Annotated in this window: 13 protein-coding genes; 11 read left to right on the forward strand and 2 right to left on the reverse strand. The window is 66.9% G+C overall.

The window, feature by feature from the left end:
* Window positions 1–8: 8 nt before the first annotated feature.
* On the reverse strand, window positions 9–416 hold the full coding sequence (locus AC1KAR_RS10535) for a hypothetical protein (protein ID WP_480317208.1): 408 nt from the start codon (window positions 414–416) through the stop codon (window positions 9–11).
* Window positions 417–921: 505 nt separating this feature from the next.
* On the opposite strand from AC1KAR_RS10535, the gene AC1KAR_RS10540 reads away from it, so the two are divergent.
* From AC1KAR_RS10540 to AC1KAR_RS10560, 5 genes are all read left to right on the forward strand, one after another.
* Window positions 922–1,641 carry an autoinducer binding domain-containing protein gene (locus AC1KAR_RS10540; RefSeq protein WP_480317210.1) on the forward strand — a complete coding sequence of 240 codons (720 nt, stop codon included), beginning with the start codon at window positions 922–924 and terminating at the stop codon, window positions 1,639–1,641.
* Between the two features lie 554 nt (window positions 1,642–2,195).
* Window positions 2,196–2,885: an autoinducer binding domain-containing protein gene (locus tag AC1KAR_RS10545; protein WP_480317212.1), complete on the forward strand. Its 690-nt coding sequence runs from the start codon at window positions 2,196–2,198 to the stop codon at window positions 2,883–2,885.
* Window positions 2,886–3,301: 416 nt separating this feature from the next.
* On the forward strand, window positions 3,302–4,561 hold the full coding sequence (locus AC1KAR_RS10550; RefSeq protein ID WP_480317214.1) for an HlyD family secretion protein: 1,260 nt from the start codon (window positions 3,302–3,304) through the stop codon (window positions 4,559–4,561).
* Between the two features lie 12 nt (window positions 4,562–4,573).
* Window positions 4,574–6,700 carry a peptidase domain-containing ABC transporter gene (locus tag AC1KAR_RS10555; protein WP_480317216.1) on the forward strand — a complete coding sequence of 709 codons (2,127 nt, stop codon included), beginning with the start codon at window positions 4,574–4,576 and terminating at the stop codon, window positions 6,698–6,700.
* 18 nt (window positions 6,701–6,718) lie between these two features.
* Complete coding sequence (locus tag AC1KAR_RS10560; protein WP_480317218.1) at window positions 6,719–7,990, forward strand: HD-GYP domain-containing protein; 1,272 nt, start codon at window positions 6,719–6,721, stop codon at window positions 7,988–7,990.
* A gap of 116 nt (window positions 7,991–8,106) precedes the next feature.
* Here AC1KAR_RS10560 and AC1KAR_RS10565 read toward each other — a convergent pair whose 3' ends face one another.
* Complete coding sequence (locus AC1KAR_RS10565; protein WP_480317220.1) at window positions 8,107–8,394, reverse strand: YkgJ family cysteine cluster protein; 288 nt, start codon at window positions 8,392–8,394, stop codon at window positions 8,107–8,109.
* Window positions 8,395–8,543: 149 nt separating this feature from the next.
* Between AC1KAR_RS10565 and mnmG the strand changes: the two genes are divergently transcribed.
* From mnmG to AC1KAR_RS10595, 6 genes are all read left to right on the forward strand, one after another.
* Window positions 8,544–10,517: a tRNA uridine-5-carboxymethylaminomethyl(34) synthesis enzyme MnmG gene (gene mnmG / locus AC1KAR_RS10570; RefSeq protein ID WP_480317222.1), complete on the forward strand. Its 1,974-nt coding sequence runs from the start codon at window positions 8,544–8,546 to the stop codon at window positions 10,515–10,517.
* The gene (gene rsmG / locus AC1KAR_RS10575; RefSeq protein WP_480317224.1) at window positions 10,507–11,214 is read left to right on the forward strand and encodes a 16S rRNA (guanine(527)-N(7))-methyltransferase RsmG; all 708 of its coding nucleotides are present in this window, start codon (window positions 10,507–10,509) and stop codon (window positions 11,212–11,214) included. The genes mnmG and rsmG overlap by 11 nt, the downstream gene beginning before the upstream one ends.
* Entirely contained in the window at window positions 11,211–11,828 is a 618-nt protein-coding gene (locus AC1KAR_RS10580; protein WP_480317226.1) for a LysE family transporter, read from the forward strand. Before rsmG ends, AC1KAR_RS10580 begins: the two co-directional genes overlap by 4 nt.
* 33 nt (window positions 11,829–11,861) lie before the next feature.
* Window positions 11,862–12,641: a ParA family protein gene (locus AC1KAR_RS10585; RefSeq protein WP_480317228.1), complete on the forward strand. Its 780-nt coding sequence runs from the start codon at window positions 11,862–11,864 to the stop codon at window positions 12,639–12,641.
* Window positions 12,638–13,420, forward strand: a complete 783-nt coding sequence (locus tag AC1KAR_RS10590) for a GNAT family N-acetyltransferase (RefSeq protein ID WP_480317230.1) — start codon at window positions 12,638–12,640, stop codon at window positions 13,418–13,420. Before AC1KAR_RS10585 ends, AC1KAR_RS10590 begins: the two co-directional genes overlap by 4 nt.
* Window positions 13,421–13,565: 145 nt before the next feature.
* On the forward strand, window positions 13,566–13,988 hold the full coding sequence (locus AC1KAR_RS10595) for a DUF4177 domain-containing protein (protein WP_480317232.1): 423 nt from the start codon (window positions 13,566–13,568) through the stop codon (window positions 13,986–13,988).
* The last annotated feature ends 15 nt before the right edge of the window (window positions 13,989–14,003 follow it).

Below are 14,003 nucleotides of genomic sequence, written 5' to 3' on the forward strand. Positions count from 1 at the left end.
ACCCGCGCTCAGTGATCGGTGCGGCCGAGGGCGCGTTTCACCTCGGTCTGCCAGGGCAGGGCGTGCACCAGTTCGTTCAAGTGCAGCGTGGCCTCGAAGCCCGACAGCACCTCGCCTTGCGCGCCCACGAGTTGCAGGTTGGTGACGAGCCCGAAGGGGTCGGCCATGGCCACCACGCCTTCTTGAATCTGCACCCAGTCCCAGGCCACGCCGGCGGCGCCATCGCCTGAAGGGCCGCCCCAGATGGTTTGGCCGGTGGTGGGCGTGTCGGCATCGCCCGGGTTGATCACGCGGGTGCCCAGGTGCACGAAATGCAGGTCGTTGGCCTGCACGACGGGGCAGGTGACCGGCGGCCAGGCGCAGACGATCCAGGCCGGTGTGGTGGGCGCGGTGGGGGTTCGATGATGTCGCAGCATGATGAGTCCCTGTAGTTGGATGGGCGGATCATCTGGCGCTGCCCCCCCCGGCGCATCTGTAAGAGCTGCCATCTGTCAGAGATGACAGGTGTAAGCGTTGTCAGGGCTGCGGCGCGGCCCCTGCGCCCGCCCGGGCGCCGTGCGCCTGACTGGTAAGTTCTTGCCATTGCGCCCTGCGGTGCGGCTTCGTAGCCTCTTGCCAGTCTTCTCATGGCGGTGGGTCTGATCGGGGCGTCGATGGCGGATGCGGGTAATTCTTCGGGTGGCTTGGGGGCAGGGCAGCCGCCTGAGGTTCCGGCATCGCCGCCGGCGCTTGCCGCGCCGCCCATGACGGAGCACGAAAGGGCATGGGCGCGCATGGAGTGCGTGCCGAGCTGGCCGTGCGAGGGCGCGGCGTGGGGCGACACCGCCGCGCCAAGCACCTCGCCTGCGGGCCGGGTGGGGCGCAGCCCGAGGGCCGTGGGGGCAGCTTCCCCCGTGGCAAGCCGTGCATCAAAATGCACGGATGTTCAAAACCCCGAGCCATCTGTCCGTACTTGAGGCCACCCAGCCCGATGACCTGCGGACGGCGCTGATCGGTTTTGCCCTGACGCTCGGCTTCGAGCGCGGGGCCGGTCTGCTGGTGCTGGACCGCGCGGTGGGCGCGCCGGAGTTCATCTCGATCGACAACGTGCCCGCTGCGTACCGGGACCACTACGAAGACCCCGACACCTGCAGTCTCGACCCGGTGATGCAGCACTGCAAGGGCAGCCACCTGCCGCTCGTCTGGGATCAATCCACCTACGTGAAGGCGGGCCAGGGCAACGCGTGGGAGGCTCAGGCGCGCTTTGGCTATCGCTGCGGCATGGCCGTTCCGCTGCATCTGCCCGACGGGCGCCACTTCGTCTACGGCGTGACGCGCGATCGTGCCCTGCCGCGAGACCCCGACGAACTCACCCACCTGCTGGCGCGGGCCCAGTTGTTCGCCGTGCATGCCCAGGATGCGGCCCTGCGCGTGCTGGCGCCCAAGGCGCCGATCAACGAGGCGTCACCTGCGCTCACGCGCCGCGAGCTCGAAGCGCTGCGCTGGACGATGGAAGGCAAGACGGCCTGGGAGCTGGGCCGGATCCTCGGCATTGCGGAACAGACGGCGGTCAAGCACATCCACCACGCCTCGCGAAAGCTCGGGTGCGGGAACAAGCATCAAGCCGTGCTCAAGGCGCTGCGGCTGAAGCTGATCTCCTAGGGCCTGTTCACACTAAATGAGCGCCCGCGTGACTCACCAAAAACCCGCCAACGAGGCGCAAAGCGCAGCTGTAGCACTTGCTACAGCGAGCATTTGCAACGCTGTGGGCGGGTTTTTGGTGCGTCACCCGAAGGGCCGGGCCAGGGCGAGGCGCACGGCGGCGTTGCGGGTTCGTGGTGTGCCAACGGCACACGGCCTCACCCGCGCCTTGCCCTGCACCTCGCCCTGGCCCGGCGCGGGTGCTCATTTAGTGTGAGCAGGCCCTAGTGAATGCCTGGGTCTCGACCGCCCTGACGGGGATGCCGCATGAACGGGCTGCGCCATTCGTCACGAACCTTCATGACGCTTGTTGTCGGATGTCTTGAAATGAAACACCGCGGTCTGCCATTTGGCGGTTTCAGAAAAATGTGGTGAAGTGCAAACTCTTCATGGGCACCGCATGAGTGCTTGGCGTGTCCGCAGTCGCCTTCGCTCCGTCTTGTCGGCGCGCCACCCCCGCGGATCATGAATTCGCAGATCGAACAGAGAACATGCTTCAAAGTGGCTATCTATCAGTGCTTGAAGCGAAGACGCGCGACGACCTCCAGGTCGAGCTCGTGCGGTTCAGCAAGCAGCTGGGTTTCGACACCTTCGCCGCGACAGCGGTGATCGACCATTTCCTGGGCGAGCCGGAGTTCATCTCGGTCGACAACACACCGGCGTCATACCGCGACACCTTCCTGGATCGCAACTTCGCGAAGCGAAACCCCGTCAACCAGCACTGCAAGACCAAGAGCGTTCCAATCATCTGGGATCAGGCGACCTATGTGGACGCCGACCGAACCGACCTGTGGGAACACCAGGCGCGTTTCGGGTACCGCTACGGCATCGCATTGGCGCTGCACATGCCGGATGGGCGGCACTTCATGCTGGGCGTGGATCGCGACCAACCCTTGCCCAAGAACCCCGACGAAGTGACGCGCATGGTGGCGTCGCTGCAACTCTTTGCGGTCCATGCCCAGGAAGCCGCGATGCGTCTTCTGATCCCGTCGTTATCGTCGCCCGACGCGCCGGCCTTGACGCCGCGCGAGCTGGAAACGCTGCGCTGGACCATGGAAGGCAAGACGGCCTGGGAGGTCGCCAACGTGCTCGGCATCAGCGAGCGCACGGCCGTGCTGCACGCCAACAATGCAATGCACAAACTGGGTTGCGTGAACAAGCACCAGGCGGTGCTCAAGGCCCTGCGCCTTGGCCTGATTCGCTGACCCACGTGTTGCGCGCCAGAGGGCGCTGGAGCGGCTCCCAGGCACTCCGAAAGACACGTCGCGTTACCAAGCGCTCTTCAACCTGTAAGAGCTGACAGTTCCGAACAATCCGGCCCGCTGATGCAATAGCTCCAGTGCACAACATCTTGTGCGCATCGTTCCACAGGAGCTGACCATGCAACACGCGACGACCCAATCTGTTCCCGCCACCCCCTCCCTCCCGACCCAAGGCGCCGCGCGTCAGCCCGCCTCCAGCATCCCTGCACCGCTGCCCCTCGATGCAGAAGTCCTGCGCCAAATCGGCGGTGGTGTGACACCGGGTCAAGGCTGGTAATCGCTTCAGCGCAAGACCCTGGGAGGACCTTCTCTCAGTTGTGGTTGCCAGCACGGCGCCACGTCTGCGAGTATTCATCGACATGCCCTCTCTGTTCCGCCCTGAAGTCATCGAAGGCCGACGCCAGAGTTGGCTGGGCAGCATTCAGCTGATCCGGCCGGTGAGCTTCACCGTGCTCACGACCTTCGTCACAGTGACCGCCATTGCGGTCGTGTCGTATCTCAGCTACGGCGAGTACACGCGCAAGGCCCGGGTGACTGGCTACCTGGTGCCAGACAGCGGTGTGATCCGCCTGGTGACGCCGCAGGCCGCTACCGTTCTGGAGCGGCATGTGAGCGAAGGCCAATCCGTCCGCAAGGACGACGTGCTGTTCGTGCTGTCGCTGGAGCGCGCCACGCTCCAGGGCGGCACGCAGGCCGCCGTGCAGCAGAGCCTGCAGGCGCGCGAGCGCAGCCTGCAGGCGACGAGCCAGCAGCAGGCCCGGCTCGGCGAGGCGCAAGCCGCCGCCCTGCAGCGCCAGATCGGCGACATGCGCGCCGAGCTGGCGCAGATCGAGTCCGAGGCCGCGCTGCAACGTCAGCGCCTCGCCTTGGCCGAAGAGACCAAGGCACGTTTCGAATCCCTGCGCACCGAGAACTTCATCTCGTCGGCGCAGGTGCAAACCAAATCAGAAGAAGTGCTCGCAGTGCGCGCCCAGGTCCAGCGACTGGAGCGCCAGAAGGCATCACAAGTGCGAGAGATCGGCGTGCTCGAAGCGCAATTGCGCGAGCTGCCGTTGCGCACGCAAGCTCAGCTCGGGGAGATTGATCGCGATCTTGCAGCGATCGCACAACGCACGGCCGAGAGCGAGGCACAGACCCGCATCGTGATCCGTGCACCGCAAGACGGTGTGGTGACGGCGGTGCTGGCCGAACGCGGCCAGCCCGCCACACCGACCACCGCGCTGGCCAGCCTCGTGCCGGCCGATGCCAAGCTCGAAGCGCATCTGTTCGCGCCATCGAGCGCCGTGGGTTTCGTCCGCGCAGACCAGCAGGTGCTGCTGCGTTATCAGGCCTATCCGTACCAGAAGTTCGGCCACCAGGGCGGCCATGTGATGCAGGTCTCGCGTACGCCGCTGCAAGCATCGGAGCTGGCGGCCCTGTCCTTGCCGGGCCGGCCCGCCGATGCCAATGAGCCGATGTACCGCATCACGGTGATGCTGGACCGCCAGGCCGTGCAAGCCTACGGGCATGCGCAGCCGCTCGCGGCGGGCATGCAACTCGACGCCGACGTGCTGCTCGACCGCCGCCGCCTGATCGAATGGATCTTCGAGCCCGTGTTGAGCGTGGCGGGCAGGGTGTGAGAGCGCACGTGAATGTTTGACCAACTGAACCTCAGCCTGGGCGGGCGCAGCGTGCCGCTCATCCTGCAGACCGAGGCCGCTGAATGCGGCCTCGCCTGTCTTGCGATGGTGGCGGCAAGCCATGGCCTGCGCACCGACCTGCCCACGCTGCGCAAGCGCTTCTCGCTCTCGCTCAAGGGTGCGACCATGGCCGATCTGGTGCGCATGGCGGGCCAGTTGCAGATGAGCCCGCGCCCCTTGCGCGCGGAGATGGAGCACCTGCCGCAGCTTGCGCTGCCGTGCATCCTGCATTGGGACCTCAACCACTTCGTCGTGCTCACCGAGCTGCGCGGCGACGTGGCGGTGATCCACGACCCCGCACGCGGCGTGCGCCGCATGCGCTTGGCTGAGGTCGGCAAGTACTTCACCGGGGTGGTGCTGGAGTTGTCGCCGGCGGCCGACTTCCGGCCGAAGGTGGAGCGCCAGGCGGTCAGCACGCGGCAGTTGCTGGGCCATGTGTCGGGGCTCAAGCGCTCGCTGGGCCAGATCTTTGTGCTCGCGGTGGCGCTCGAAGTCTTCATGCTGCTGTCACCCTTCTTCATGCAGTGGGTGGTCGACTCGGTGCTCGTGAGCGCCGACCGCGACCTGCTGGTCACGCTCGGCGTGGGCTTCGGCCTGCTGGTGCTGATCCAGGTGGCGACGGGCGCGATCCGTTCGTGGGCGGTGTTGTACCTGTCGGCCACGCTCAACCTTCAGTGGCTGTCGAACGTGTTCGCGCACCTGATGCGCCTGCCGGTGGCGTGGTTCGAGAAGCGCCATACCGGCGACATCATGTCGCGCTTCGGTGCCATCCAGCAGATGCAGCAGACGCTGACCACCAGCTTCATCGAGGCGGTGCTCGACGGCCTGCTGGTGGTGCTGACGCTCGTGGTGATGTGCATCTACAGCGTGACGCTCACGGCGATCGCGGCGGGCTGCGTGGTGGCCTACGGCCTGTTGCGCTGGGCCTTCTTCCGCTCGCAGCGCGAGGCGACCGAAGAGTCCATCGTGCACGACGCCAAGCGGTCAACGCACTTCCTTGAATCGCTGCGCGGTGTGCAGTCGATCAAGCTCTTCAATCGCCAGGAAGACCGCCAGGGCCAGTTCATGAACCGTGTGGTCGATGCGATGAACGCCAACATCGCCACCCGCAAGCTCGACCTGATGTTCGGCGTGATGCACAAGCTGGTGTTCGGCCTGGAGCGCATCGCCGTGATCTGGGTGGGCGCGCTGCTGGTGATGGACCACCGCTTCTCGGTGGGCATGCTGTTCGCCTTCTTCGCCTACAAGGAAACCTTCGCGCTGCGCGTGAGTGGCCTCATCGACAAACTGGTCGAACTGAAGATGCTCAAGTTGCAGGGCGAACGGCTGGCCGACATCGTGCTCACTGCACCCGAGGTCGAGCCCGATGTGCCCGCCCGCGGCGCCGATCTCCCGGCCCGCATGGAGCTGCAAGGCGTGAGCTTTCGATACTCCGACAACGAGCCCGAGGTGCTGAGCGACGTGAGCCTGGTCGTCGAGCCCGGCGAGGCGGTCGCGATCTCGGGGCCGTCGGGTTGCGGCAAGACGACGCTGCTCAAGCTGATGCTGGGCATCCACGCGCCGCAGCAAGGCAAGATCCTGCTCGGCGGTGTGCCGCTGCAGCAGCTCGGGCTGCGCGGCTGGCGCGACATGATCGGCACCGTGATGCAGGACGACCAGCTCTTCGCAGGCTCCATCGCCGACAACATCAGCTTCTTCGACAACCATGCCGACCCGGCCTGGGTGACGCAATGCGCGCAGATGGCCGCGGTGAACGACGAGATTGAGGCCATGCCCATGGGCTACCACACGCTGATCGGCGACATGGGGGCCAGCATCTCGGGCGGGCAGAAGCAGCGCATCCTGCTGGCGCGAGCGCTCTACAAGCGGCCGAAGATCCTGTTCCTCGATGAAGCCACGAGTGCGCTCGACGTCGACCGCGAGCGCATGGTCAACCAGGCCATCCGCCAGCTCGACATCACGCGTGTGATCGTGGCCCACCGGCCCGAGACGATCGCGTCGGCCGGGCGCGTGATCGTGCTGAAAGACGGCCACGTGGCTCAGGAGCTCCGCACCGTGACCACGGGCGCGGGGCGCTAACTACTCCACCGCTTATCCATGCGTTTGTCTCTCTCGCCGGGGAGCGAAGCCAATCCCCATGCGCTGGCCGCGTTCAGCAAGGCCGGCGAGCGCTTCACCATCGTGGCGTCGCAAGACATCGTTGACTTCCGTGGCGTCAAGCTGTGGTCACGCGACCAGCCCGTCACGGAGGCGCTGCACAACCGGCTGCTCGAGCGCCGCCTGCAGAAGCCGCTGGAGGCTTGCCTGAGGGCGGAGAACGGCGTCACGCCGTTCACCCTGATGCACGACCTGCAGGAGTACGTCGAGTCCGATGACAACCCGCTCGCGGCGGCACTCAAGCCCTGGGCGGCCACGCTCGTAGCGCAGCTCAAGCAGCTGCCGCTGCACGCCGTGGCGCAGCTTCTGTTGACGACTGCCGCGGCCACACGCCCGGCCACGCTCGCGCATGCGGTGGCCGGCATGGCGCTGGCGGGCTCGATGATGGCCAGCCACGGCGCGAGCCCGCACGACGTGCGCCTGGCCATGCTGGGTGGCCTGCTGCATGACATCGGCGAGGTCTACATCAACCCGGCCTACCTCGACTACACGCAGGTGCTCGGTGTCGTCGGCCACAAGCACCTGGTCGTGCACCCGCGCATCGGGCAGGTGCTGCTCTGCGGCCTGACCGACTACCCGGCGGCGCTTGGGCAGGCCGTGGCCGAACACCACGAGCGCCTCGACGGCTCCGGCTACCCCGCGCGCCTGCAGGCCGGTGAGATCTCCACGCTCGGGCGCGCCCTGGCCGTGATGGAAGTGACGCTTGGCAGCCTGTGCGCGCTGAACGCCCCGCTCACACGCGCCAGCTTTGCGCTGCGCGTGGTGCCAGGCGAGTTCGATCCGGTCTGGACAGGCTTCGTCTGCGACGCCGCCCGCGCCTCGGGCGAATCGTTCGAGCGCGAAGAAGGCCCCGAAGCCGCCACGCTCGACGCGCAGCTCGCCGACATCGACCGCCAGTTCGACGAGGCACAACAGCTCGCCGCAGATCTCAACGAGCAGCGGCGCGTTTCTCAGATCACCGAGGTGGTGAGCAACGCGCTGCGGCGCCTCGAGCGCGTGCGCGGGGCCTGGAGCGCGCTCGGGCAATGGGGCCGGTTGACCGGTGGGGAGGCAAGCGCGGAGCGGCTCGACCTGGAGCTGGCCGAGACCGAGCTGCGCCAGCGCCTGCGCGGCTTTCACCGCGAATGCCTGCTGGCCAGCGAGCGCCTGAGCGAGGCCGAGAAGCTGCAGCTGGCACCGCTGTGGGAGCGGTTGGTCGACAGCCGTGAATGACAGATTAAAAGAGAGAGGGAGCGCAAGACGGGCGCGGTGCGCTGACGACGGGCCAGGGAGGCTCGGTGCACCGCGCCCTGTTCTTCCGCGGGCGAGTTGCTCGGTGGAGCGCAGTGTCAGCGCGCAGAAGGTGCGGTCTCGCTTTCAAGCGCTCCCAGCCAGCGCATGGCTTGCTCGCGGTTATCGCCGCACATGTCAGGCGAGGGCAGCAGGCTCGCACACACGGCGGGCCGATCCGGGTGGCCGAAGATGCGGCAACGCAGGTTCTCGTCGAGTTGTACGCAGGGCACGCCGGCGGGTTTGCCGTGGGGCATGCCAGGGATCGGTGACGAGATCGAGGGCGCGATGCAACACGCGGCGCAGTGTGGCCGGCAGGCCAGGGGTGCGGTGCGAGGGCTGCTCATGGCGGGATTATTCGTCGGCGCGTGCTGCGGGCGTGCGCGCAGGTGCCCCCAGGCCGTGACGGCGCGAGGGCCGCAGCCTAAAATTCACGCCTTGCCCGCACCCGTCGACCGGCGTAGCCGCGGCCCCTGTTTCCCCGGAGTTCTTCGCGATGTTGTATCCCCATGAGTTCGACGTGATCGTCGTCGGTGGCGGCCATGCCGGCACCGAGGCCGCGCTCGCGGCCGCGCGCATGGGCGCGAGCACGCTGCTGCTGACGCACAACATCGAGACGCTGGGCCAGATGAGCTGCAACCCGTCGATCGGCGGCATCGGCAAGGGCCACCTGGTGAAGGAGATCGACGCCCTGGGTGGCGCGATGGCCGCCGCCACCGATGAGGCCGGCATCCAGTTCCGCATTCTCAACGGCTCGAAGGGGCCGGCGGTGCGCGCCACGCGCGCCCAAGCCGACCGCATCCTGTACAAGGCCGCCATTCGCCGTCGGCTGGAGAACCAGCCGAACCTCACGCTGTTTCAGCAGGCGGTCGACGATCTGATGGTCGAAGGTGACCGCGTGACGGGCGCTGTCACGCAAGTTGGCATTCGCTTCCGTGGCAAGGCCGTGGTGCTGACGGCGGGCACCTTCCTCGACGGCAAGATCCACGTCGGCCTGCAGAACCATGCCGGGGGCCGGGCGGGCGACCCCCCGGCGGTCTCGCTCTCGGCGCGGCTGAAGGAGCTGAAGCTGCCGCAAGGGCGGTTGAAGACCGGCACGCCGCCGCGGCTCGATGGCCGGAGCATCGATTTCTCGGTGCTGACCGAGCAGCCGGGCGACCTCGACCCGGTGCCGGTGTTCAGCTTCATGGGCCACGCGAGCCAGCACCCGCAGCAGGTGCCGTGCTGGATCACCCACACCAACGAGCGCACCCACGAGATCATCCGCTCGGGCTTCGACCGCAGCCCGATGTTCACCGGCGTGATCGAAGGGGTGGGGCCGCGCTACTGCCCGAGCATCGAAGACAAGATCAACCGCTTCGCCGACAAGGACGCGCACCAGATCTTCCTCGAGCCCGAGGGCCTGACCACGCACGAGTTCTACCCGAACGGCATCAGCACCAGCCTGCCGTTCGATGTGCAGCTGGCCGCCGTGCGTTCGATGCGCGGCCTCGAGAGCGCGCACATCCTGCGCCCAGGCTACGCCATCGAGTACGACTACTTCGATCCGCGCGGCCTGAAGGCGAGCTTCGAGACCAAGGTGATCCAAGGTCTGTTCTTCGCCGGCCAGATCAACGGCACCACCGGCTACGAAGAAGCCGGCGCCCAAGGCTTGTTCGCCGGCATCAACGCCGCCTTGCAGGTGCAGGGCAAAGACGCTTGGACCCCGCGCCGCGACCAGGCCTACCTGGGCGTGCTGGTCGACGACCTCATCACCAAGGGCGTGACCGAGCCTTACCGAATGTTCACCAGCCGGGCCGAGTTCCGGCTGCAGCTGCGCGAAGACAACGCCGACATGCGCTTGACCGAAGTCGGGCGCGAATTGGGCCTGGTGGACGACGCGCGCTGGGCGGCCTTCTGCCGCAAGCGCGACGCCGTGGCCCGCGAGGCCGAGCGGCTCAAGTCGACCTGGGTCACGCCGCACACGCTGCCCGAGACCGAGGCTGAGCGCCTGCTCGGCAAGGCCATCGACCATGAGTACAGCCTGGCCGACTTGCTGCGCCGCCCGGGCATCGGCTTCGATGCAGTGGCCGAGATTGCTGCCATTGCCAAGCCCGAGGCGGGCGTTTCACGTGAAACGCTGGTGGCCGAATTGGGTCCGGATTTGGCTGGGGCAGTGATCGAACAGGCCGAGATCAGCATCAAGTACGCGGGCTACATTCACAAGCAGAACGAAGAGGTCGAGCGGGCGCTGCATTACGAAGGCCTGCGCCTGCCTGACGAACTGGACTATTCGCTGGTCACCGCCTTGAGTTTCGAGGCGCGCCAGAAGCTGGCCACGCACCGGCCGGAGACGTTGGGCCAAGCCTCGCGCATCTCTGGCATCACGCCGGCGACGATCTCGCTGTTGCTGATCCATCTGAAGAAGGGCCGCTTCAAGGGTTTTGCCGCCAACGAGAGCCACGACCAGCCGGGGCGCGATGCCGCCTGAGCAGCGCGAGTTGTTGGTCTCCGGCGCGCAGGCGCTTGATCTGAACCTCAGCGAGGCGCAGTGCGATGCTTTGCTCGCCTACCAGGCGATGCTGATCAAGTGGAACAAGGTCTACAACCTGACGGCCGTCCGCTCGCCAGCGGAGATGCTGACGCATCACCTGCTCGACAGCTTGGCGGTTCTGCCCCCGCTGATGGCGCACCTGGGCTCCAGCCGATCGACCGAAGCCGCGCGCCTGCTCGACGTGGGCAGTGGCGGCGGGCTGCCTGGCGTGGTGCTGGCCATCGTGCTGCCGACGCTCGATGTGACCTGCGTCGACACGGTGGGCAAGAAGGCCAGCTTCATCCGCCAGGTTTCGGCTGAACTGAGGCTCGCAAACCTGAGTGCCGCCCATGCCCGGGTGGAGGAGCTGCAGGCCAAGCCGTTCGGCGTGATCACCTCGCGCGCGTTCGCGTCGCTGGCTGATTTCACCAGGCTGACTCGGCACCTGCTGGCTGACGACGGTGTCTGGATGGCGATGAAGGGCAAGAACCCGATGGCCGAGGTCGAGGCGCTCCCATCCGACATCGCGATGTTTCACGTGGAACCATTGACGGTGCCTGGCTTGGATGCCGACCGCTGCCTGTTGTGGTTGCGGCGAGGGTCAGGGCAGGGGCCGTCGGCGCAGGCCGACTCGCTGCGGGGTGCCCAGCCATGACCCTCTTGGGGATCTCCGACTACGGCACCTTCTGCGCCTCGGTGCTGCTCTTCCTGGCCCTGCCGGGGCCTGGCACCTTTGCCTTGCTGACCTCTACCGCCAAGGGGGGCTTTCGGGCGGGCGCGGGCGCGACGCTCGGCCTTATCCTGGGCGATCAGATTCTGATGTGGCTGGCTGTAGCGGGTGTGGCAGCGTTGCTGGCCGCTCACCCGACCGCTTTTCTGGTTGTTCAGTACGCCGGAGCGGCCTACCTGGCCTGGATTGGCCTGAGATTGATGCTCGCGAAAGAGGGCGCCGCGTCGCCCATCCGCATCGAACCGCGCCGCTACCTTCGCCAGGCCCTGCTGATCACGCTGCTCAATCCCAAGGCCATCGTGTTCTACATGGCCTTCTTCCCGCTCTTCATCAATCCGCAGACGCACCTGGGTGCAGTCACCTTCGCCGCGATGGCGGCGACGATCGCGGCCATTACCGCGGTCTACTGCCTGACGTTGTGCGCCTTTGCCGGTGCGGTCTCGCAGAAGGTGCGTTCGCACAAGCGCGTCGCGCGCTGGCTCGAACGGCTGGCTGGCGTCTTCCTGCTCGGCTTCGGCATCCGCCTGGCCAGCCACTGAACTCTCCCTCAACCCCATCCGGACGGCCCGCCCATGACCCGCATCTTCTGCATTGCCAACCAAAAGGGCGGCGTCGGCAAAACCACCACCACCGTCAACCTGGCCGCCGGGCTGGCGCGCATCGGCCAGCGGGTGCTGGTCGTCGACCTGGACCCGCAGGGCAATGCCACCATGGGGTCGGGAATCGACAAGCGGTCGCTCCCGTTGAGCGTGTACGACGTGCTGCTCGGCTCTGCCGGCGTGGCCGAGGCCCGCCAACGCAGCCAGAAAGTGGGATACGACGTGCTCGGCGCCAACCGCGAACTGGCCGGTGCCGAGGTCGAACTGGTGGAGCTGGAGCAGCGCGACAAGCGCCTCAAGACCGCGCTCGCGGCCGTGGCCGCCGACTATGACTTCGTTCTCATCGATTGCCCGCCCAGTTTGAGCCTGCTCACCCTCAACGGTCTGTGCAGCGCCCACGGCGTGGTGGTGCCCATGCAATGCGAGTACTTCGCGCTCGAAGGCCTGAGCGACTTGGTCAACACCATCAAGCAGGTGCACGCCAACCTCAACCCGGATCTCCAGATCATCGGCCTGCTGCGCGTGATGTTCGATCCCCGCATCACGCTGCAGCAGCAGGTCAGCGAACAGCTCAAGCAGCACTTTGGCGACAAGGTCTTCAACACCGTCATCCCGCGCAACGTGCGCCTGGCCGAAGCCCCCAGCTACGGCCTGCCAGGCGTGGTGTTCGACCCGGCCTCGAAGGGCGCCAGCTCCTTCATCGAGTTTGCCCAGGAGATGGTGCAGCGGATTGGCGCGGAACAACCTGCGTGAGCCCAGCCGGCCCGGCGCTCAACCCGCGCTTCGACAGCAGCTTGCTGTCCTTGGTGGAAGACGCCGGAATCAACGCCGCGGCCCCGCCGCAGCAACGCTGGGTCGACGGCTGGCTGGTGCGCTTCTCGCCTGGCAAGGCCAAGCGCGCACGCTGCGTCAACGCGGTGGCCGACGGCCGGCTGCCCCTGGATGAGCGCATCGCGTTGTGCCGCCAGGTCTACGCCGAGGCACAGCTCCCGATGGTGGTGCGGATCACCCCTTTCACCCAGCCGGCCGAACTTGACACCGTCCTGGCCGACCTTGGCTGGTCGTCTATCGACGACACCCGCGTGATGGTGCACGACAGCCTGGCCGATCTGAGTGCGGCGAGCGTGCCGCACGGCTGGAGCATCGAAGGGATCGGCCTGGAGGCCATGGCCCAGCGCGTCGGCGGCTTGCGCGGCTCACCGATCGCCCAACGCCAGGCCCATGCCGAACGGCTGCGCCACGCGCCGGTGCCATTCACCGCCTTCGAGCTGCGCGCCCAGGGCGAGGTACTGGCCTGCGGGCAGTACGCCCTCGAAGGTGCGCTGGTCGGCCTCTACGACGTGTTCACTGCGGAGGCGGCACGCGGCCGCGGCTGCGCGCGGGTGCTCTGCCAGCAGATGCTGCTCCACGCCCGCGAGCGGGGCGCACGGCACGCCTACCTGCAGGTGGAGGGCGACAACCACCCTGCGCGGGCCGTGTACCACCGGCTCGGCTTTGCCGACGGCTACGGCTACCACTACCGAATCAGCTGACCACCCGTCGCGCGGTGGCGGGGGACTGTCGTGTGTCTGCCGTCCGGTTGCCGCGCTATCGCCGCATGGTCGGCGCAAGGCGTCAGGGCAATTCAAGGGATCATGCGAAGGCCTCGACATGCGAGGCGTCCCACCTGCACGAAGAATGAACAACATCAACGCCGCATTGATCAGACAACTCAGGGCAGAGAAGTCCTGGTCGCAGGATGAGTTGGCGATCGCATCGGGGCTGAATCTGCGAACCATCCAGCGGATCGAGAGCGAGGGCGCAGCCTCTCTTCAATCGAAGAAAGCCCTGGCCGCGGCCTTCGGCGTGGACATCAAATCCCTGGAACAACTCGCGTCACGCGTCGTGAGCAGGCTCGAATACAAGACCATGGACATAGAGTGGAAGCAGGGCTTCCTGGCGGGTTTGCGGGCCGCCCCCTTGCCCGACCTCACGACCATCCTGAACCGCGAGGGGCGGGAAGGGTGGCGGCTGGTTCAGATCCTGTCGCCAGAGCTCCTGGTGTCGGCCAAGTCCGCCGAGAAGCTGGTGGCGATCTTCGAGCGACCGGCTGCCGATTGACAGCCCGCTGAGCGA

The organism is Piscinibacter sp. PDB1-1 (genome assembly GCF_056675995.1).

Bases quoted from the DNA above. Each gene is read 5' to 3' on its own strand.
- AC1KAR_RS10540 (WP_480317210.1), top strand. From the start codon at position 922: ATGTTCAAAACCCCGAGCCATCTGTCCGTACTTGAGGCCACCCAGCCC.
- rsmG (WP_480317224.1), top strand. From the start codon at position 10,507: ATGCCGCCTGAGCAGCGCGAGTTGTTGGTCTCCGGCGCGCAGGCGCTT.
- AC1KAR_RS10565 (WP_480317220.1), bottom strand. From the start codon at position 8,394: ATGAGCAGCCCTCGCACCGCACCCCTGGCCTGCCGGCCACACTGCGCC.
- AC1KAR_RS10595 (WP_480317232.1), top strand. From the start codon at position 13,566: ATGAACAACATCAACGCCGCATTGATCAGACAACTCAGGGCAGAGAAG.
- AC1KAR_RS10555 (WP_480317216.1), top strand. From the start codon at position 4,574: ATGTTTGACCAACTGAACCTCAGCCTGGGCGGGCGCAGCGTGCCGCTC.
- AC1KAR_RS10585 (WP_480317228.1), top strand. From the start codon at position 11,862: ATGACCCGCATCTTCTGCATTGCCAACCAAAAGGGCGGCGTCGGCAAA.
- mnmG (WP_480317222.1), top strand. From the start codon at position 8,544: ATGTTGTATCCCCATGAGTTCGACGTGATCGTCGTCGGTGGCGGCCAT.
- AC1KAR_RS10560 (WP_480317218.1), top strand. From the start codon at position 6,719: ATGCGTTTGTCTCTCTCGCCGGGGAGCGAAGCCAATCCCCATGCGCTG.
- AC1KAR_RS10535 (WP_480317208.1), bottom strand. From the start codon at position 416: ATGCTGCGACATCATCGAACCCCCACCGCGCCCACCACACCGGCCTGG.
- AC1KAR_RS10550 (WP_480317214.1), top strand. From the start codon at position 3,302: ATGCCCTCTCTGTTCCGCCCTGAAGTCATCGAAGGCCGACGCCAGAGT.
- AC1KAR_RS10580 (WP_480317226.1), top strand. From the start codon at position 11,211: ATGACCCTCTTGGGGATCTCCGACTACGGCACCTTCTGCGCCTCGGTG.